18 protein-coding genes, 2 tRNA genes and 1 pseudogene are annotated in these 19,669 nt (G+C 55.9%); 13 read left to right on the top strand and 8 right to left on the bottom strand.

Translation table 11 applies throughout. The features are described 5' to 3' along the window. Positions 1-184 precede the first annotated feature (184 nt). Positions 185-610: pseudogene (locus G583_RS16995) on the bottom strand (OsmC family protein); the annotation flags it as partial. 72 nt (positions 611-682) lie between these two features. Here G583_RS16995 and G583_RS0109580 point away from each other — a divergent pair. Next, entirely contained in the window at positions 683-1,129 is a 447-nt protein-coding gene (locus G583_RS0109580; protein ID WP_029629462.1) for a molybdenum cofactor biosynthesis protein MoaE, read from the top strand. Here the strand turns inward: G583_RS0109580 and G583_RS0109575 are convergent. The 3 genes from G583_RS0109575 to G583_RS15400 are packed head-to-tail and all read right to left on the bottom strand — an operon-like array spanning position 1,126 to position 3,607. Continuing rightward, entirely contained in the window at positions 1,126-1,356 is a 231-nt protein-coding gene (locus tag G583_RS0109575; protein ID WP_040895348.1) for a MoaD/ThiS family protein, read from the bottom strand. The genes G583_RS0109580 and G583_RS0109575 overlap by 4 nt on opposite strands. Beyond that, positions 1,353-2,552, bottom strand: a complete 1,200-nt coding sequence (locus G583_RS15405) for a molybdopterin molybdotransferase MoeA (protein ID WP_022870961.1) — start codon at positions 2,550-2,552, stop codon at positions 1,353-1,355. The genes G583_RS0109575 and G583_RS15405 overlap by 4 nt, the downstream gene beginning before the upstream one ends. Beyond that, positions 2,549-3,607, bottom strand: coding sequence for a HesA/MoeB/ThiF family protein (locus G583_RS15400; RefSeq protein WP_022870960.1), 1,059 nt, complete (start codon positions 3,605-3,607; stop codon positions 2,549-2,551). Before G583_RS15400 ends, G583_RS15405 begins: the two co-directional genes overlap by 4 nt. 56 nt (positions 3,608-3,663) lie before the next feature. Here G583_RS15400 and fdhD point away from each other — a divergent pair, with 56 nt between their 5' ends. The 3 genes from fdhD (at position 3,664) to G583_RS16380 (ending at position 6,465) form a co-directional block, all read left to right on the top strand. Then, the gene (gene fdhD / locus G583_RS15395) at positions 3,664-4,677 is read left to right on the top strand and encodes a formate dehydrogenase accessory sulfurtransferase FdhD (RefSeq protein WP_022870959.1); all 1,014 of its coding nucleotides are present in this window, start codon (positions 3,664-3,666) and stop codon (positions 4,675-4,677) included. A 206-nt stretch (positions 4,678-4,883) separates the two neighbouring features. Continuing rightward, positions 4,884-5,531 carry a DUF6318 family protein gene (locus G583_RS16385; protein WP_022870958.1) on the top strand — a complete coding sequence of 216 codons (648 nt, stop codon included), beginning with the start codon at positions 4,884-4,886 and terminating at the stop codon, positions 5,529-5,531. Positions 5,532-5,856: 325 nt separating this feature from the next. Further along, complete coding sequence (locus tag G583_RS16380) at positions 5,857-6,465, top strand: PKD domain-containing protein (protein WP_022870957.1); 609 nt, start codon at positions 5,857-5,859, stop codon at positions 6,463-6,465. 2 nt (positions 6,466-6,467) lie between these two features. Here G583_RS16380 and pepN read toward each other — a convergent pair whose 3' ends face one another. Continuing rightward, positions 6,468-8,933 carry an aminopeptidase N gene (gene pepN, locus G583_RS0109545; RefSeq protein ID WP_022870956.1) on the bottom strand — a complete coding sequence of 822 codons (2,466 nt, stop codon included), beginning with the start codon at positions 8,931-8,933 and terminating at the stop codon, positions 6,468-6,470. 104 nt (positions 8,934-9,037) lie between these two features. Here pepN and G583_RS0109540 point away from each other — a divergent pair, with 104 nt between their 5' ends. The 5 genes from G583_RS0109540 to G583_RS15380 are packed head-to-tail and all read left to right on the top strand — an operon-like array spanning position 9,038 to position 13,084. After that, positions 9,038-9,544 (top strand): ribose-5-phosphate isomerase, encoded by a 507-nt coding sequence (locus G583_RS0109540; RefSeq protein ID WP_022870955.1) that lies wholly within the window; start codon positions 9,038-9,040, stop codon positions 9,542-9,544. Further along, the gene (locus G583_RS0109535) at positions 9,544-10,410 is read left to right on the top strand and encodes an Fpg/Nei family DNA glycosylase (protein WP_022870954.1); all 867 of its coding nucleotides are present in this window, start codon (positions 9,544-9,546) and stop codon (positions 10,408-10,410) included. Before G583_RS0109540 ends, G583_RS0109535 begins: the two co-directional genes overlap by 1 nt. Before the next feature lie 45 nt (positions 10,411-10,455). Next, on the top strand, positions 10,456-11,133 hold the full coding sequence (gene lipB / locus G583_RS0109530; protein WP_022870953.1) for a lipoyl(octanoyl) transferase LipB: 678 nt from the start codon (positions 10,456-10,458) through the stop codon (positions 11,131-11,133). Further along, on the top strand, positions 11,111-12,175 hold the full coding sequence (locus G583_RS0109525) for a lipoyl synthase (RefSeq protein WP_022870952.1): 1,065 nt from the start codon (positions 11,111-11,113) through the stop codon (positions 12,173-12,175). The genes lipB and G583_RS0109525 overlap by 23 nt, the downstream gene beginning before the upstream one ends. 42 nt (positions 12,176-12,217) lie before the next feature. After that, on the top strand, positions 12,218-13,084 hold the full coding sequence (locus tag G583_RS15380; protein ID WP_022870951.1) for a M23 family metallopeptidase: 867 nt from the start codon (positions 12,218-12,220) through the stop codon (positions 13,082-13,084). Here G583_RS15380 and G583_RS0109515 read toward each other — a convergent pair. Together G583_RS0109515 and G583_RS16375 are read right to left on the bottom strand one after the other, a co-directional pair. Then, a complete protein-coding gene (locus tag G583_RS0109515) occupies positions 13,081-14,196 on the bottom strand; it encodes a fatty acid desaturase family protein (RefSeq protein WP_022870950.1) in 1,116 nt (371 codons plus the stop codon). The two genes, G583_RS15380 and G583_RS0109515, sit on opposite strands and share 4 nt — an antisense overlap. A 61-nt stretch (positions 14,197-14,257) precedes the next feature. Next, positions 14,258-16,153 (bottom strand): sensor histidine kinase, encoded by a 1,896-nt coding sequence (locus G583_RS16375; protein ID WP_022870949.1) that lies wholly within the window; start codon positions 16,151-16,153, stop codon positions 14,258-14,260. 94 nt (positions 16,154-16,247) lie between these two features. Here G583_RS16375 and G583_RS0109505 point away from each other — a divergent pair, with 94 nt between their 5' ends. Further along, on the top strand, positions 16,248-16,967 hold the full coding sequence (locus G583_RS0109505; RefSeq protein WP_022870948.1) for a response regulator: 720 nt from the start codon (positions 16,248-16,250) through the stop codon (positions 16,965-16,967). A 3-nt stretch (positions 16,968-16,970) separates the two neighbouring features. Here G583_RS0109505 and G583_RS0109500 read toward each other — a convergent pair whose 3' ends face one another. Next, entirely contained in the window at positions 16,971-17,276 is a 306-nt protein-coding gene (locus G583_RS0109500) for a hypothetical protein (RefSeq protein ID WP_022870947.1), read from the bottom strand. A gap of 309 nt (positions 17,277-17,585) precedes the next feature. Here G583_RS0109500 and G583_RS0109495 point away from each other — a divergent pair. The 3 genes from G583_RS0109495 to tig all read left to right on the top strand — a co-directional run bounded on the left by G583_RS0109495 (position 17,586) and on the right by tig (position 19,504). Further along, a tRNA-Gly gene (locus G583_RS0109495) sits at positions 17,586-17,659 on the top strand. A gap of 339 nt (positions 17,660-17,998) precedes the next feature. Further along, positions 17,999-18,072 (top strand) — tRNA-Pro (locus G583_RS0109490). Positions 18,073-18,157: 85 nt separating this feature from the next. Continuing rightward, on the top strand, positions 18,158-19,504 hold the full coding sequence (gene tig / locus G583_RS0109485; RefSeq protein ID WP_022870946.1) for a trigger factor: 1,347 nt from the start codon (positions 18,158-18,160) through the stop codon (positions 19,502-19,504). Positions 19,505-19,669: the final 165 nt, after the last annotated feature.

Genomic DNA, 19,669 nt, shown 5'->3' with positions numbered 1-19,669 from the left:
CACGGCGCCGACGTTCGGCTTCTTGCTCCGCACGAAGGGCAGCGAGTCGGGCGTCATCATTGCCTGAAACCTGCGAGGGTTTTTTCGACTGGCGTGGTTTCAGCACGGCAATCGGGGCGCCGAGTCGGGAAGAAAATTGTGGCAACTCCGGCATCTGATGCTGATGTGGGACTTCCAGTGTGATCGGGAAGTTCACACTGCGAGCAATGAAGCACTGACGGTGTGCTTCCTCATGCAGTTCGCGAGCCCGGGGCAACAACATTGCATCGGCCACCCAGACTTCCGGGTACAGGGTGGCACCGGTGATTTGGCCGCCGTCGGCACCTGCTTGCAGCGTAAGTTCACCGCGCACCGAGACTTTCTCGACCGAAATCTCGGCTTCACCGGCCACATAGAGATACGACAAAATATGGCATTCGGCTAGCGCGGCCAGCAACAGCTGCTCCGGATTCCAGCGATCCGGATCCCCGTGAAAAGGTTTGGCCGCGGAGCCGTGCAGTTCGCCCGGCCCCTCAGCCTGGATGACGACGTCGCGGGAGAAGCCGCGTTGTGGATGTGGGCTGGCCTGGGTGGTATTCCATTCGGCACGTAACGAAAACTCATGTTGCACGGTAGCCAGTCTAGTTCAGTCACACCTGGCCACAGCGTATTGCCCCGAGCAGCGAACATCTAGAGTGGAACCATGAATTTGGTTGAACTGTCCGTGGTAACCGAAGCCCCGTTGGATGCCGGTGCACTGGAGGCTGCGGTTGCGGCCCCGGACGCCGGTGCAACAGTCGTATTTCAAGGTGTCGTTCGAGACCATGATCCTGAAGCGGAAGGCACGGTGACCGGGCTGGAATATTCTGCCCACCCGGATGCCACTGGTTATTTGCGAGACGTCGTGGCCGAAGCGAACGTTGCGGTGCATAATGCGCTGGATGTCGAGCCGTTACCCGTTCGGGTGGTCGCAGCCCACCGGATTGGTTCCCTAGCTATTGGAGATACCGCGCTGGTGGTCGCTGTGTCTGCCGCGCATCGTCAGGAAGCTTTCAGCGTGTGTAGTGATGTCGTGGAAAAAATTAAGGCCCGGGTACCCATTTGGAAACGCCAGTTCGGTGCCGAGGGTAGCCACTGGGTGGGAATTTAACCCCCGGCAAACGGCGGTAGTACGTCTACGGTAGCGTCGTCATCCAGCGCCGTTTCCGGTTCCGCTTTGGTGCCGTTCACCAAAAACGAGCATCGCGCGATGACGCGGGTGGTGGTTTGGGCATCCGAGAGTTGCTCGATCACATCGGCAACGGTTTCGGCTTGAATCTTGAGTTGTTTGGTGCCGACGACATCAGCGGCCGCGGCAAAAAGACGAACGGTAATCATAGGGGTAAGTAATCGACAATCTGGTCTGCTTCGATGTGCTCGACTTCGGCGGGCACCTGGATGAGGCCGGTGGTTTGCGCCATTTTCACGGCCAGATGGGAATTCGACGGTAGCGGAGTCACCTGATCTCCGTCGAGAGTCGCCAGCATATAGTAGTTGACCTTTTTCGGGGTGGATAAGGCGCGAGTGGTGTAGACGTGCAGCTTTCGCCGATGTGGTGCTCGGCGTTGCATTTTCGCTAACCCCGGGGCCACAAACAATCGCAGCGACACCAATACGGCCACCGGATTGCCCGGTAATGACCACACCGGTGTGCCCGCCGGCGATAACCCAAATCCTTGGGGTTTACCGGGCCGAATATTCACCGTCGTGAACCTGATGGCCTGTGTCGGATCCTCGTGTTGCCACGACGAGAGCACGTATTTGGAAATATCGTGGGCACCTACCGAGGCGCCACCGGTCAAAATGATCGCATCGACGGAGTACTCTAGCTGTGAGATCGTATGCTCCAGGCTCGCCGCCGAATCGCGAATGCGTAACTGATGGGTTGGATGCGCCCCGAGTTTGCTGAGCGTAGCAGCGACCAGTGGGGCATTGGAATCTGGGATTTGCCCGTAGTCAGGCGGGGTGCCCGGCGGGACGAGCTCATCACCGGTGGAGATAATGGCGACCCGTGGGCGACGGGCCGTATATACCGAACCGTTGCCGGTGGCAGCAATCGCCCCGATGTGCTGGGGCTGCAACACTGTGCCAGCAGCTGCCACGATCGAACCGGCGAAGGTGTCTTCGGCACGACGTCGAATGTGTTGGTCAGGTTTCGGAATGTCTTCGAACGTAATTGAATCAGGAATCTGCTGACTGGGCTCGTGGAACACTTCCAGCGGCACGATCGTATCGGCACCGGCCGGTACCGGAGCGCCAGTCATGATCGCGGCAGCCTCCCCGGGCTGGATCCGTTCCGGTGTCGTGTGGCCGGCAGGAATACTCTTGGTGACCGGTAGCGTTCCGACCGTGAAACCTTCTAGTGCAACCGCGTAGCCGTCCATCGCTGCTGCATCCCAGGGCGGAAGATCCATACTCGACGTCACATTGGATGCTAACGTGTGGCCAAGTGCTTCGGCGAGCGGCACTTCTTCAACGGGTAACGGCGCCGTCAATTCCAGAATCCGCGCCAGGTGTTCTTGTTGGGTGATCATTGCACACTCGCCTCACTTTGCAGTGCCTCGACTCCACCATCAAGATACCCCACAACTTGGTAACCGGCCGCAGCCAAGGTTTGCGCTGCCCGCACTGAGCGTGGTCCGGTGCGGCATAGCGTCACAATGCTACTGCCCGGTTCAACCGTGTCGTGGATGTCGCCCAATTGGTCGAAGGGAACGTGGACGACGGGCATGGGAGCAGGCTGCTCGGCAATTTCTTCGGCACGGCGCACATCAATCACTACCGGTGGATCGTCTTGGTCTAACACATTGGTTGATACCGCCATCACCTGCACCGCAGCTTCATCTGCTGCATGAGCCAAGGGAATTTCTGTGACCTGCATATCCAGGGCATCGACCACCAGCATGCGACCCACCAGATTCCGACCGGCGCCCACAAGCAGTTTGATGGTTTCGGTGGCCAAGATAGTGCCGACCATGCCCGCCACCGACCCCAGGATGCCCATCTCAGCACAGCCCGGGGTGGCCCGTACTTCGGGAGTATCTGGGAAAATATCGGTCAACCGCACCGCTGGCCCATAGGCACCGGCCGCATCGAACACGGTAATTTGGGCCGACCACTGCATTAGTGCCCCGAACACCACCGGCACGCCGAGTTGTGCCGCGCCCGCATCGACAATAAACCTTGTATCAAAAGAATCGGACCCATCGACCACGATATCCGGCTGGACTGCACCAACGACGTCGACAAAGTTGTCGCCCAACCGGAGCTGATGCCCGACCACCTCGACCTCGGGGGCGATGCGCTCACCGGCAGCAATCGCCGAGGCAACTTTCGGCTGGCCAATCGACTCGGCCGAGTGCAAAATCTGACGGTTGAGGTTCGACAGCTCGACGACGTCATCATCAAAAACATCGATCCGACCCACCCCGGCCGCCGCCAAATAGGGGATCACCGTGGAACCCAAACCGCCGGCTCCTACAACGGCAACACGCGCGCCAGCAAGCCGGTCAGCACCGCCGTCACCAATTTCAGCCAGGCGCCGGTGCCGGGCCGTTCGAGCGCGTACAAAACTTGGGTCAGGTGTCATGCTTCAAGCCTAACAACACCCTGCCATTAAGGGAGCTGCACGGCTACGATGGAGTTATGCGTTCTTCACAAGCTCGAGTCCGTGTTGCCCGCGTGCATGCCGACACGGGGCGAACCCACCGTGCCGATACCCTCGCCGTTGAGGAACCCCTCGAGATCCGCGTGAATGGCACACGCTTAGCAGTCACCATGCGCACACCCGTGCACGACTTCTCCTTGGCCGTGGGCTTCGCCTTGTCCGAAGGGATCATCAACTCTGCCGACGACGTTTTTAGGGTCCGTTACTGTCAAAAGGACCAAGGGCCGAAAGGTCTCAACCCGCACACCCAGGCACAGCCACAGGATCACCCCGACGGCAACAGTCTCACAAGCGATCTGGCACCGCCCTTAGGACTCGGCGCGTTTTCAGGAACCGAATCCGCATTGCAAAACACTTCGGACAACGTCGTCGACATAACGCTGGCGCCACACGTTCTGCCTCCGACCGCCACCGTGCAGCGTCAGCTGGTCGTCAATTCCTCATGCGGCCTATGTGGTCGGCAGTCTCTGGACGAGGTGCACCAGAATGGTTGCTATCCCATTGACGAGCGCTCTGATTTCACGCTTGATGAGCTCACAGTCATGGGGCTTCCTAATCAGCTGAGTGAGGATCAAAAAGTTTTCGCCAAAACCGGCGGCCTCCATGGTGCCGGCCTTTACGACGTTAAAACTGGCAAGATGCTGGTGGTACGTGAAGACGTCGGACGACACAATGCCGTGGACAAGGTGCTTGGATGGGCCCTCATGGAAGGACTCCTGCCATTAAGCGACAAGGTATTGGTTACCTCATCCCGCGCAAGCTTTGAACTGGTCCAAAAGGCAGCCATGGCCGGGGTTCCCATGCTCGTGGCGGTGTCAGCCCCATCATCATTGGCGGTGGAGCTTGCCAAAGAATCTGACATGACGCTGGTTGGTTTTACCCGTGGCCATCGGTGTGTCATCTACGCGGGGGAGGAACGCATCGTCCCACCTGCAACTGAGACTGACGCAGATGTTATAGACGTTCCTGATGACGCCGCGAACAGTCTCTAGTGCACTGTAGTGAGTGCTTGAGGTGCAACCGATCGCGGAAGTTTTGAGGTATACCGCGGCACGATCGTAGGTATTTGTGGATAAGTGGTCCCGTAAGTAAAACGTAAACGAATTCTCCACAACCTGGCTGTGAGATCTGGATTACATCCCGACGAGGGATTACTTTGTTATAAAACATCATTTCTCACTTACTCGAAAGTGCCTTAATGCCACGTCTTCTAAAGCAGTCTGTCCCGAGTCGTCTCGTCGCCGTTTTGGCCGCGCTGTCCCTTGCCGCGGTTCTCACTGGCTGTTCAAACGATGAGGATGCGGAACTTGAAGAGACGGTTGACGCTTCTGAAGCTGGAACCGCTGAGTATATTCCGGCGTCAGCTGATGGGCCCGCGCAGAATGTTCCAGAGCCCAAACTTCCCGCTGTCGCTACAGAAAAAACGGAAGAAGGGGCCGAAGCAACCCTCAAATATTTTTGGGAAGCCATCGACTACGCTCGGCTCACAGGAGAGACTGATCCTATAGCTCTGGTCTCGCACGACGTTTGCGAATTTTGTGATTTGTATATGGAGGGTTGGCGTGAGCGCTATGAAAACGGGGATTGGGCCGTTGTTGAGGATTCGGTGGTAATTGATGTCAGCGATGTTTCCACACATACCGATGATGAAGGTCAAGAATGGACTGCACTAACTTTTGAAATTACCCAACCTGCTGCAGAGCTTTACTCTGATTCAGAGAAAGATGTTGAAGAAAGTGTTGAAGAAAATTCGGCGGAATGGATTGCTGATCTAAGTTACAACGGTACAGCCCAACGTTGGTTGGTTGAATGGACAGGACCGGATAGTGAGAGCAGTGGTACATAAGCCGAGAACTAGTGTTCTATTGGTCTGCAAAGCCTCCTGGATCTCGGTATGCAGCTTAATACTTTGTCTTATTCTTGCTGGTCCAGCATACAGCTCAATAGATATTGAAGATCGGTCTAGTCAGGACGCACTAGGGGTCGATATATTCAAGAATATAACGTCTACTAACGAACGACCGAGGACAGTACGTCGACCTGCTGCTCCTGCACCAGCGCCGGCAACAGGTAATTCGAGTGGCGGAGGCGGAAGCACCTCCAGCAATAGCGTCTCGAGACCGACTTCAGCATTTCCGCCGGTCAGTACAGTTGCTCGAGGTACGTGCCTTGTGACTCAACTCTTTGGGGGAGCAGACGACTTTTGCCCGACTACAACACCAGCCGCACCTGCGGCACCGGGCCCGGCACCAGCGCCTCAAACCCAAGTTGTCAGTGAACCAGTCACCATCACGATCACCACGTCCGACCTGTTGGAACTTATCCCAAGTTCACCCCAAATTCTGATGGACCGGGGTCCGTTTGGTCTAAAGAACACCCATACCAATTTCTATGCGAGTCACCACGAACCGCAAACCATCACACAAACCATGTTCGACCAGGAAGTCACTATTACCGCTACACCGGTTGAATACCGGTGGGACTATGGTGACGGCAATACCCTCGTGACCGAGCTGCCCGGCTATCCGGTTGATATTTTCAACACCGAAACTGATACAAGCCACCAGTTCAGCGAACCCGGTGTTCACACCGTCGAACTCACCACGATATTCGAAGGCACATTCCAAGTAGACGGCGGCGAGGTGCAAGAAGTCAGCGCGCCGGTTACCCAGCAAGCCGACCCAATCGAAATCAGAATCTTTAGTGCGGTGACCCGAAACGTTGACCAAACCTGTCTCGAAAACGCAGATGCCTGGGGATGCCACGCTCCGGCAGAATAGTCCTAGAAGGCCGCTTGCGCAGTCAGGGCACGGCGAACATCGTCGTGCAACTCAGTGAGAATACGATCAAGACCTGTGTAGGACGTCGTTTCGGCAACCTGCAGGGTGCGGTTTGCGGTTTGCTCAGTAATTGCCCACATTGGGAACAATCCTAAGGCGAGTGTTTCCGCAGTTTCGAAACTACTGTCTGCCCACAACTGGTTGATCTGATCGAAATATCTATTGACATACGGTTCGAGCAACTGCGCCTCGTGAACATCACTGAAACCCATCACCATGTGCCGTAATTCGAGATTGGTGAGCTCCCCGGTCGTAATGCGATCCCATGCTTCGGCTTTAGCGTAACTGGTAGGGATCATGGCACGGGCTTGAACTGCGGCCAGATGACCGGTCGAGGACTCATCCTCGGCCAGGGCATCATCAATCTCTGTCTCACCAACTTCACCAAGTGCAACTAGCCGCTGCAGTGCGGACCATGACATATCGGTGGAAACAGAGAAACCTTCAAGCCCACGCTTCTCAGCCAGCTGTGCCACGATCGTGGCGTGGCGGGCGTGTCGAACATAGGCCTGCACGAGTTGCAACTGGATATCGGATCCAGACTCGGCCTCCTGAGCAAGTTCCCAGACACCGCTAGCAAATTGTTCGCGGTAACTGGAACCGTGCGATGCGGGCACGAAATTATCCAGGGCCGTCGCAGCTTGTCTCAGCAACGAAAAGACCACCGATGAATCGGTTTCGACGCCGATGTGTCGCAGCAACAGTTCCAAGAACCATGAAGCCGAGGCTTGACCGTCTCGAGTCTGATCCCAGGCAGCGCCCCACAACAGGGAACGGGTCAGTGAATCGTCGACATCACCCAGATGCTCCGTCAGTGTCTCGAGCGAAGTACTATCCGGACGCAGCTTTGCGTACGTCAGGTCGCCATCATTGACCACGATCAAAGGCGTAGCTTGTGCCTCGATCGTGGTCGCTTCTGATTTGAGATCAATTTCCGTGAGCCCGACTTGCGTGAGGCGCTGCTCGATCACATCGTAGAACCCGATGCCCACGCGATGCTGCCGCACAGGTTGGGACTGGGTGATCACCAGGTTGTCGTCATGGCGTTCCCAGGTCAACGTATTGACCCCAGTGGAATGTAACCACTCATCGGACCAGCCGGCCAGCTCACGGCCGGAAGCAGCTTCCAGGTGACGCAACAGATCAGAGAATTCGGTATTGGACCAGGCGTGCTCCGCGAAATAGGTACGTACACCGGCCATGAAGTGCTCGGTGCCGACCCATGCGACCAGCTGGCGCAAGACCGATGCACCCTTGGCATACGTAATGCCGTCAAAGTTCACGGCCACGGCGTCGAGGTCGACCATATCGGCGATCACCGGGTGGGTAGTGGCCAACTGATCCTGGCGGTAGGCCCACGTCTTCTCCGTGGAGTTAAAGGTGGTCCATGCATCGGAGTAACCGGCGTGCATCGCGGCCAGATGCGATACAAATTCGGCGAAGGACTCGTTGAGCCAGAGATCGTCCCACCAGCGCATCGTGACGAGGTTGCCAAACCACATGTGCGCCAGCTCGTGCAGAATCGTGATAGCTCGACGCTGCACCATAGCCTGCGGGACTGCCGAGCGGAAAATGTACGACTCGGTAATGGTCACCGCTCCGATATTCTCCATGGCTCCGGCGTTGAACTCGGGCACAAAAATTTGATCGTATTTGGTGAACGGGTAGGCCACGCCAAACTGTTCTTCATAGAACTCGAATCCGGCGCGCGTTATGTCCAACATTTCTTCTGCATCCACGTGGACGGCCATGGATTTCCTGGCCCAGATGCTTAGGGGCACGCTGGCTGAATCGGTATCCCAGGAGCCTTGTGCGACCTGCGTATATTCGCCGGCAATCAGCGCGAAAAGATATGAGGACATGACCGGAGTCGTGTCGAAACTCCAGTGGGCGACATCGCCGTCCAACCTAAAATCGCCGGGCTCATTGGAGAGGACCGACCAGTGGGCCGGGGCCGCGACATGCAGCTCGAAGGTTGCTTTGAGATCTGGCTGTTCGAAGACCGGGAATATTCGGCGGGCATCGGCAGGCTCGCACTGCGAGTACAGGTATTCGGCCTCATCGAACGGGTCGACGTAACGGTGTAGACCCTCACCGGTGGACGAATACAGGGACGACGAAGAGACCACCAGTTCGTTGTCCTCTTGCAGGTTTTCAAGCGTCAAACGTGCCCCGTCGTAGGAGACATCCGTCCCGTTTAACGTGGCTGAGAACACCTTGTGCCCGAGCAGATCAATGAAACAGGTGTTCCCGATTGCCCCGCGCGAGGCGGAGAACGTGATGACGGCGTTGACCCGAAATTCGGCGTCGTCGGTGACATCGAGCTCCAACCGGTAGTGGTGTACCTCGAGTTGAGCGGCCCGAAGTTGAGCCTGGTCGCGGGTGATGGTTTGGGAAATATCCGACACGCTGACGTTCCTTTCGAATCAGTGTCACCATTGTTTCACCAATCCACACAAGTGTTAAAGCCGGACTATGCTGGAGTCACGATTTTCCAATTTGAGGAGCCCACGTGCGCGTTCACATTGCTACCGACCATGCCGGTCTGGAACTGGCCCAGTACTTGATTGAGAACCTGACTGCCGCCGGTTACGACATGATCGACCACGGCCCACAACAATACGATGCGCTGGACGACTATCCGTCATTCTGCATCAACGCGGCCAAAGCAGTCGCCGCAGAACGCTCAGCCGGCAAAGATTCGCTGGGAATAGTGCTCGGCGGATCGGGTAACGGAGAACAAATGGCTGCCAATAAGGTAGCGGGTATTCGTGCGGCACTGGCCTGGAACATCTCCACGGCACAACTGGCACGTGAACATAACAATGCTCAGGTGGTAGCCGTGGGCGGACGCCAGCACGAGCCAGCCGAAGCACTCGAGATCATCAAAACCTTCCTGACGGCCCAGTGGTCCGGGGAAGATCGTCACGCCCGCCGCATCGGGCAGATCGGTGAGTTTGAAACCAGCGGAGCCATCGCCGGATTCGACTTGGGCACCGAGGGGATTGCCAAACCTTAATGCCTGAAGGTCACTCCATTCACCGTATCGCCCGGCATTTCGACGACGTCTTTGTCACCCAGCAACTGCGGTTGGCCTCGCCACAGGGCCGTTTCGTTGAGGGTGCCGAATTGCTCAACGGTCGCCGCGCCGTTGCTTCTGAAGCCTATGGAAAGCACTGGTTTTTGTATTTTGATAACGAGCTCGTGCTCAACGTGCATCTGGGCATGTATGGTGCCTGGACCTTCGGAGGCCAGCAGCATTCGTCGATCGGGGCGCCGCGCAAGATCGGGGAGCAGGAAGACCATACGGGCGGCGCCGTAGAGCTAACCGAACCGCGCCCCACCACAAGGGTGCGGATAATCGGGGAGCATTCCTGGGCAGACTTGGTGGGCCCGGCAATTTGCCGGACGCTCACGATCGCAGAAGCCCAAGACGTGATCGATGCCATCGGTCCGGACCCGTTGCGTCACGATGCAGATCCGCAACGATTTTACGATGTCGCCGCCAAAACCAGGCGCCGCATTGGGGCCGTGCTGATGGACCAGAAGGTCATTGGTGGCATCGGCAATATTTTTCGGGCCGAAGGGCTGTTCCGGCTGAACCTGAACCCGCATACACCAACCAACACCCTGACCCACGAGACCCACGAGGCCGTTTGGCAGGATCAGGTTCGCCTGTTGGAGATCGGTGTCGAAACCGGTCGCATTATCACCACCGACGCGAAACATCGTCCCGGTGTAGAGCTGCATGATGCCTGGCCCGAACACGCCAACTACGTGTATCAACGTCAAGGCAAACCCTGTCTGGTCTGCGGTGATGACGGGATCATTGTGGAGGAGTTGGAAGCCCGGAAACTGTACTGGTGTACAACGTGTCAGCAGTAGGAAACGAAACTTCAATCGTTCACGATCCTGCCGAAATGTGGTTTAGTGGACATCGTGCATGTCATAAATTTACTTGATACCGGTCTGAAAACCTACGGGGCGATGGACACGTTGCAGCGCGAACTGCACGCCAGAATTGCCAACGGTGAGCACCCGAATTCGTTTCTCATTTTTGAGGCAGAAGCAAGCTATACGGCCGGTCGGCACACACAGCCACACGACATCATCGACGATTCCATCCCGATCATCGAGACGGATCGCGCCGGATCAGTTACCTGGCACGGCCCCGGTCAGCTGGTCTGCTATCCGTTGGTGAAACTCGCCGCTCCGGTTGATGTCATCAAATACATTCGCGCCGTCGAAGGTGCTGTCATCGATACGCTGCAACAGCACTTTGGTCTCGCCGTGGATCGCATCGAAGGGCGCGCCGGCGTGTGGATTGAAAACCGTAAAATCTCGGCGATCGGCCTCAAAATTTCTCAGGATGCCACGTTGCACGGCATTTCCTTGAATATCAATACAGATCCAGCGTCAGCATTCGCCGGGGTTATCCCGTGTGGCATTACCGATGCAACCGTAACCTCCATGGCGGAAGAAGGCGTCAAGACGTCACTGCAGGATGTTGCCGAGGTACTCACGGACGCGCTGGAACATCGTCTGGTACCGCTACTTGCCCCAGAATCAATTAAAGGAGAGGTTAATGTCTACCATCCCGCAGGCTGAAGGTCGAAAGCTGCTTCGGATTGAGGCACGCAATGCTGAAGTGCCTCGGGAACCCCGCCCGGAATGGCTCAAAACCCGAGCGACGGTCGGTCCCGAGTACCAGAACTTGCGTAGCCAGGTAGCCAATACCTCCCTGAACACCGTGTGTGCTGAGGCTAATTGTCCAAATATTTATGAGTGCTGGGAAGACCGGGAGGCCTCGTTCCTTATCGGCGGCGCGGTATGTACTCGTCGCTGCGGCTTCTGCGATATCGCCACTGGTAAGCCAGAAGAATATGACACCGAAGAGCCGTACCGCGTTGCTGAATCTGTAGACGAACTGGGCCTGCGCTACGTTACGGTGACCGGTGTAGCTCGCGACGATTTGGAAGATGGCGCATCCTGGCTTTATGCCGAAACCGCCCGTGCGATCCACGAGCGCACACCGCAGACAGGCGTCGAACTCTTGGTCGATGACTTCCGCGGTGGCGAATCAGCGCTCCAGAAGATCTTCGATGCAAAACCTGAAGTCTTCGCACACAACATCGAAACAGTGCCACGGTTGATGAAAATCATTCGCCCGGCCTTCCGCTACGAAAAATCGCTGGCAGCCATCACATCGGCGCGCGACGCAGGACTGGTCACCAAATCCAACTTGATCCTTGGGATGGGGGAGACCACCGAAGAAATTGAGGACACCATTATCGACCTCATCAACGCCGGTACCCACATCATCACCATTACCCAGTACCTGCGTCCATCACCGCTGCATCACCCCGTAGACCGCTGGGTCAAACCTGCAGAGTTCCTGCGGTTGCGCGACTTCGCCTATGAACACGGGGCAGCTGCCGTAATGTCCGGTCCTCTGGTGCGTTCGTCCTACCGTTCGGGCAAACTCTACGTTGAGGCCATGCGCTATTTGGAGCGCCAGATTCCTGCACAGTTTGATCATCTGGTAGAAAATGCTGATACCCCGGCCCGCCAGGAAGCCGAATCGGTGGCTGCCCGGTTTGAAGATACCAACGACGACGTCGCTGCGGTTCCCGCCGGAGCTATCAATTAACGGTCGCATCGAGGGTCCGGCTGCGTCGTGTAACAAGCATTCTTGCTGCTGTATCGTGTTCGCGGGATACTCCTTGCGACCACGGTCGTAGTGCTCGTCACGTTCGCGCTCTTTGACTCGTGGCTACCGCAGACCGTTGCCGGAGCGATGGTGTGGATCGCGCGTTGGGCATTGGTCGGAATGGTGCTGGGTGTCGTCCTGTCACTGCTCGGTCCACGATTCCTGAGGACACAAGACTCCGTGGTGATTTGCGCACCGGTGCAGGGACGTTGGTTGGCGCTGAATAGTCCCGCCACGAAAGTTCCGAGTCACGGGATACGGGCGTACGGCCAAACATATGCAATCGATCTGGTGTATGAACCTCCCGGAGAGGCGCGCCCTATATTCGGTACTGGACCAGCCATGCGGCCACCCCGGCACTATCCTGCCTTTGGGCAGCCCGTCTACTCCATGGTCAGCGGAACCGTTGTTCGTGCGTCATCATGGCATCGTGACCACCGGTCTCGATCCAGGATGCTTGCCGTCATCTATATGATGCTCGAAGGAGCTTTTCGGGAATTGGGCGGGCCCGGCTTTATTCTTGGCAATCACGTGGTGATTCGTAGCCACGACGGTGTCTACGCGGTGATTGCGCACCTGCAACAAAATTCAACTACTCTGCAGCCGGGGCAGACCGTTCGTGCCGGTCAGCTCATCGGCCGCTGCGGTAACTCCGACAACAGCAGTGAACCGCATGTGCACTGCCACCTCATGGATCGAGCATCATTATTTCGTGGCATAGGGGTGCCGATGACATTTGCCAATATCACGCTTGATGACCAGGTGGCGGGGGTTGATGCTGTACCGGAAAACGGGCAGCACATGACCGCCAATTCCCCAGTTCAGCCAGATTCGAGCACGCAACTTTAACGGGGACGGTATTGGGAAACCAGCGGACATTCCATGGGATCCGCGTAGCCTAGACCCACCCGGTTCAGATATTTCACGACGATCGCATAAGACTCGATGAGACCGGCTTCGGTGTAAGGGATACCGCGCTCAGCACAGTGCTGACGAACCAAAGGCTGGACCAGGGGCAGATGTGCACTGGGCATCCGCGGAAAGAGATGGTGCTCAATTTGGTAGTTCAGTCCACCCATGGCCCAGTCGACAATCTTGCCGCCGCGGATATTGCGTGAAGTGAGTACCTGACGGGATAAGAAATCTATTTTTGAATCATGTGGAATCAGTGGCATGCCTTTGTGGTTGGGCGCGAAACTGCCACCCATGTACGCGCCAAACACCAGGAGTTGTACGCCCATGAACGCTGAACCCAACCCCGGGCCCAACACAACCAGTACGAGCAACGGGAAGCTGATGAAGCGCCATACCAGCAGCGCCAATTCGATGCGGCGATGTTTTAGCTTACGGTTCTGCAGCACCGATTTTACAGAGTTATAGTGCAGCGCAAAGGCAAAGAGACATAACAGCGGGAAGAACAGCCACCCCTGACGACGCGTGATCCACCCCATGAATCCGGTGCGATCAGCCTCTTCAGGAATGAATACCAGCGCACCGGTTGAGATATCGCCGTCTTTGCCAACGGTATTCGGGTTGGCGTGATGTCTTCCGTGCTTGCGGGTCCACCAGCCGTAGCTCAACCCCACGATCAGGTTGCCGGTGATACGTGAGAACCACGCATTGCGCTTGCCCGAGGAGAAAATTTGTTGGTGTGCTGCATCGTGGGTTAGAAAACCTGCCTGGGTAAAGAGCACGCCAAAAAGCGCTGCCACAGCGAGCTGCCAGTATGTGTCACCCAGGGTGAATAGCAGCGTAAATGCGCCGGCCAGTGCCAGTCCCAAGAAAATCATTCGGGCGATGTAGCGGCCAACCCGCCGTTCCATGAGACCGGCATCTTTGACTTTTCGAGAAAGTTCAAAAAAGTCACTGACCTGTGGGTTCTCACCGGGTTGTTTTACTGTTCTTCGGCCCGTCGTAGCCGGCGCAGACTCGAGCTGTGAAGTTTCTTGGGGAGATGGCATAGTCTTCACGGTATGCAAAACCCGACACTATTACATCACCCACCAGAGCCAATCACACCCCCTACCGGGGTAGGGGGTGGCTGTGTAGCGGCAAGCTTGCATAGACGGCGAAACCACCGGCGGATGTGGGACGGGTTTCAGATGTTCCGCCAACGGCAGCGGTGCGTTCGTGAATGCCTGTGAGTCCAAGACCAGAACCTGGCACTGAAACGCTGGGATGCTCCGGAGGCCCATTGATCACAGCTATGTGTAACTGGTGGATGCCATCATCGGAGTCATCGATGCTGAGTTCGACTTTGACCTCGGTCCCGGGAGCATGGCGCAACGCGTTACTCAAAGCCTCTTGAACAGTACGATACGCAGCTAGGGAAGTGGCAGGGGCGACGTCACCCAGCATGCCGTCGCGGGTTTCATCTAGACCCTGATAGTGGATGACAGTCCCAGATGCGCGAGTGGCCTCTATGAGTGCGTCAACGTCTTGGAACCCAGGAGTTGGTGTGGTTGGTGCTTCGTCATCATTGCGCAAGATACTGAGCAGCATTCGCATTTCCCCCAGAGCCTGTCGTGACGAGCTAGCAATTTCTTCGAACTCTCGCTGCGCAGTGTCCCCAATATCCGGGTTACGATACCGTGCAGTGGCCGCTTGAACACTGATGACTGACATGCTGTGGGCGACGACGTCATGCAGCTCACGAGCAATCCTGTTGCGCTCGGCGAGTTCTTTGCTTCGGCGATCCTGCAGTGCGCTGGTTCGTTCTGCGGCCTGCAACCGACCGGCATTGCGTATCCACATTCGGCCCAGGGTTGCTGACGCGACCGTACCTGCACTTACCGAAACGAAAACGATGCTGTTGCCTAACGCCCCAGCCGGCAAGTCTGCAGCATGTGCAAACAACACTCCGAGCGTCATCAGCACCGATGCCGACCAACCTGATAGTGCATAAAACCAGGGCTTTACGAAGCCCACGACGATGAATACCGCACATTGGGTCAGCAGCACTGTCACCGGCCAGGGCCAAACCGAGACACCTGCGTCAGCGGTCAGAACCATCAGGAATCCCGATGCAAGCAGAGATATGCCCATCCCAGCCCAGGCCCATCGGAGGCAGCATAAAATCATCGCGCAATGCACTGTCACCCAGAACATTGCCTCGAGAACGCCCACAGAATACAACACGGTCAATACCGGCCAACCGACTGCCAACAGGGTAATCGCAGCTACTCCGGCTCCGGCACGAGACCAGGCGGTGATGCTGAAAGACCGTTCGGGGGACAGATCTGTTGTATCGGATGCGTTGTCGTGAGTGCCGGTTCCCAACAGTGCAACTGTGAGTGTTGCATCCAGCTTGGCTAACGCAGCCACCACCGGTGGTAACGTCGCCAGAAATACGAAGCCTACTACAAAGAACGTTCCCGCATCGAGCAGGTACCGGACCCATGAGCTGTCGGGAAGAAGTGTTGGCTGGAGGTTGTGTAAGAGCAATAGGACCCAGCGTTCACCGGGCACATATATGGACCAGAAGAAATAGGTGACTCCACCCAGTCCAATCACGGCCCAATTGAACATGACGACAAAAGTCGTCAATCGAAGCGGAAAGGCAAGTATGCCTTCAAATGCTAGATCGAGCCAGCGCCGGGGATCCGAGATGGTTCGAAGTTTGCCGAACACTCCGGAGGCATAGCCACGATAGGTGACGGGTTCAACGCTGACCCCCAGGAGTCCTAAGCGGTGTTTTGAAAGTGCCGCAAGGTATGAGCCAAATAGCAGGGTGAGCGGCAGCAGTAGCGCGCCCAGCCAGACCACCAGTGTTGCAAGAGAAACCGTGGTCATAATTACCAAGACCGGAAAACTCATGATCGCAATCGGAAATCCCGCGAGCACGTACGCCACGTTCTTGCCGAATCGATAGCTAGCTGTGGACTGATCCGAGTCGGACTGTTTGGCGGCTGTGTTCATGTTGGTCACTCTAAGGCCAATACTGTGCTCAAGACATCACACTGCAGAGTGAAGGTCACACAACATGCATGTTGTGGTGCTGTAGGTTTAAGACGTGTCTGAATCTTCACCTGTTGCCGAATCTGACGCATCTGATTCGGGATCCGATGTGCGAGTACTCATCGTCGATGACCAAGCAATGATCCGTGCGGGTTTCGCAGCCCTGTTGGATGCACAACCCGGCATTGACGTCGTTGGTACGGCCGATGACGGTGAGGGGATTGTAGACGTCGTTAAACGCACCAAACCCGATGTCGTGCTTATGGATATCCGGATGCCGAAGGTCAATGGGCTTGATGCCACCCGACATGTATTGGCTGAGGCCGGCGAGGTGCCGAAAATTCTTATGCTGACGACCTTCGACGCCGATGAATATGTCTTCTCAGCACTTCGAGCCGGGGCCAGTGGGTTCTTATTGAAGGACGCAGCTCCCGAAGAACTCGTGTACGCGGTGCGGGTTGTAGCAGCCGGAGATGCGTTGCTGTCACCGCAAATCACCAGAACACTCATCTCTGACTACGCCTCGCGTCCGGTTGTGCCCCGAACAGACAGCACCGTTGAAAAACTGCTCACCGAGCGTGAACTTGAAGTTGCGCGCCTGGTGGCTCGTGGACACTCCAACACAGAAATTGCTGCGATGCTCTTTCTCGCTGAGCAGACAGTGAAGACGCATGTTTCTCGAATCCTGAACAAACTGGATTTACGAGACCGGGTCCAGATCGTCGTTACCGCTTATGAAACTGGCTTGGTCCGCCCCGGCGAATCCCACCAGTGAACGCTAGAAGCCGTTTCCGTGGTCCCCAGAAAATTTTGTGAACAGGTCGTTGAGATCGGATTCGGTCAATGTGGCTTCGCGCTCGATCCAAGACTTATAGACCACACGGATCATATTGAGCTCGGGTGACAGTGTGGTGTTGACCCAGTCAGACTCGCGATATGTCACGACTTCTTCAGGGGTCACAACGTCCACGCTGCCTTTTTCAGGATAGTGATGGATGGCCTGAATGACGGCCACGGATTTGCCATCACGGTAGATCAACGTCTGACCCACGTTTCGATGGTCGAGTGTTTTGGCTTCAAACATTGTGCTTCTTTTCCTTTAATTTCATTTGAACGGTAGACCCACGCTTGGCGTCGCTCCTTGAGACAACAATGTTGTACACTCGGCTGGCTTCTTTTGGTTTGCGTTGCAAGACCCAGTTCGCTGCGTAAGACCGTGGACTTTATCCTATGCGATCAAGCCCCGAAAATGAACGCTGCACAAGGTCCATTTCTACTTCGCCAGACACTTTTCTCGATGCCAGAGATGAAACGCGAAACGTCACAGGTGGACCAGCCGATTTTGCACGTTCGAAACTTATGGGATATCGTAGTCTTCGTTGCTCAACGGCACGCGGATGTAGCTCAATGGTAGAGCCTCTGCCTTCCAAGCAGATAGTGCGAGTTCGATTCTCGTCATCCGCTCCAAGCTCCGATTCTGTTATGAGAATCGGAGCTTCTTTCATTTCTGGAATCTTTAGCTGTCCTGGACCGACTCTTGGAGCTGCCGCTGATACCGGGGAGCCTGGGAACAGCAACGACACCTCGCCTCAGTAGAAACGGCTAGCTGCAGGGTATGCAGAAGATCACTTTTATGCTGCAGAAGCCTGCAATGACGCCAAAATTTTCCCACGGGTCAGAAAATCCTCACTTCGATTTGGACTTTCGGATTTCTTTGTCATATAGTTATCTCTCGGCGCCATGGTGCGAGCCGCTACAGGGTAAGACTTCAATGGCGGATAATCCAGCAGGTCATTGACCTGATCGCGGGACGTAGCTCAGCTTGGTAGAGCGCGCGCTTTGGGAGCGTGAGGTCGCAGGTTCAAATCCTGTCGTCCCGACTGCATGGTGCTGTCGGAAGCATAGTATGTGATTCGGCCAGTACCGAAACCATAAAATATTCCGATTAGAACCCAGGAGTCCTACGTGGTCCAATCCACCGTTGAAAACCTCGCCCCAACACGGGTCAAGCTTGAGGTTGAGGTTCCTTTTGATGAACTCAAACCGCGTATCGATGCTACGTATAAATCACTGGCAGATCAGATTCAGGTCCCTGGCTTCCGTAAGGGCAAAGTTCCAGCAAAACTGATCGACCAGCGCGTCGGCCGCGGCTTCGTTATTGAGAACGCTGTCAATGACAACCTTGATGCTTTCTTCCAGGAAGCACTGCGCGAGAAAGAACTCACCCCACTCACTCGCCCAGAAGTTGATGTCACTTCTGTTCCAGGCAACGAGGGTGACGACGAAGCTCCGCTGAAGTTCAACACTGAGTTTGACGTGCGCCCAACGATTGACGTTCCAGATTACAAGGGTCTCGAAGTCACCGTAGAGCCCATCACTGTCACTGAAGAGCAAGAAGCAAAAGTTCTTGACGACCTGCGCGAACGCTTCGCCACCCTGGTTGACGTTGACCGTCCAGCAGAAAAAGGCGACAACGTGACGATCGGCCTGACCGCCACCATCGACGATGAAGAAGTCGATAGCGCAGAAGGCCTCTCCTACGAAATCGGCTCCGGTTCAATGCTCGATGGCATGGACGAAGCCCTGGAAGGTCTTTCAGCCGGCGAAGATGCCGTCTTCGAAACCACACTGGCAGGCGGCGAGCACTCAGGTGAAACCGCTACGGTCAAGGTTGTTCTGGATTCCGTCAAAGAACGTGAACTGCCAGAAGCAGATGATGACTTCGCACAGCTGGCCTCCGAGTTCGACACCATCGAAGAGCTCAAAGAAGACCTGAAGAACCAGGCAACAGAAGAATCCAAGACCAATCAGGGTGTCGAGGCCCGCGAAAAGGCCTTGGAAGAATTGCTCAAGCTTGTTGAAGTTGACGTTCCGGAGAACATGCTCACCGAACAGGTAGAGCAGCACTTTACTTCGCAGGGTCACGCCGAAGGTGACGACCACGACACTGAAGAGCACCGTGAAGAAGTCACACAGAACTTCCGCGAAGCCTTCGTAAACGAAGTCGTTCTGGACACCATCGCTGACGCAGAAGAAGTTCAGGTCGATCAATCCGAACTGATCGAATACATCGTGAGCTCGGCGTCGCAATACGGCATGGAGCCAAACCAGTTCGCACAAATGCTGGATCAGGCCGGACAAGTCCCAATGATCATGGGCGAAGTACGTCGCCGTAAAGCACTTGCTGCAGTTCTAGAGGTTGCCAAAGTTGTCGACACTAATGGCAATGAAGTTGATCTCTCATTCTTTTTGACACCTGAAGGTGAAGAAGAGACTGCGTCAGAAGAAAACGTTGACGAAGACAACAGCTAAGTTCTGATCAAACACCAAGGTCCGCTCCTATAATAAGGGGTGGACCTTGGCTGTTTAAGTACAGATAACGGCTTTCAGCGAAAACAGTGAGTCAACCCTGCTCAAGTTGTGTTTTCGCAAGTAATGTCTTTCAACAGAAACAAGTTTGCAAAACCATATGCACGC

Source organism: Yaniella halotolerans DSM 15476 (genome assembly GCF_000420805.1).
Classification (GTDB): Bacteria; Actinomycetota; Actinomycetes; order Actinomycetales; family Micrococcaceae; genus Yaniella; species Yaniella halotolerans.
Note: the sequence above shows the minus strand (reverse complement) of the source record. Positions and strands in the feature narration are given on the sequence as shown.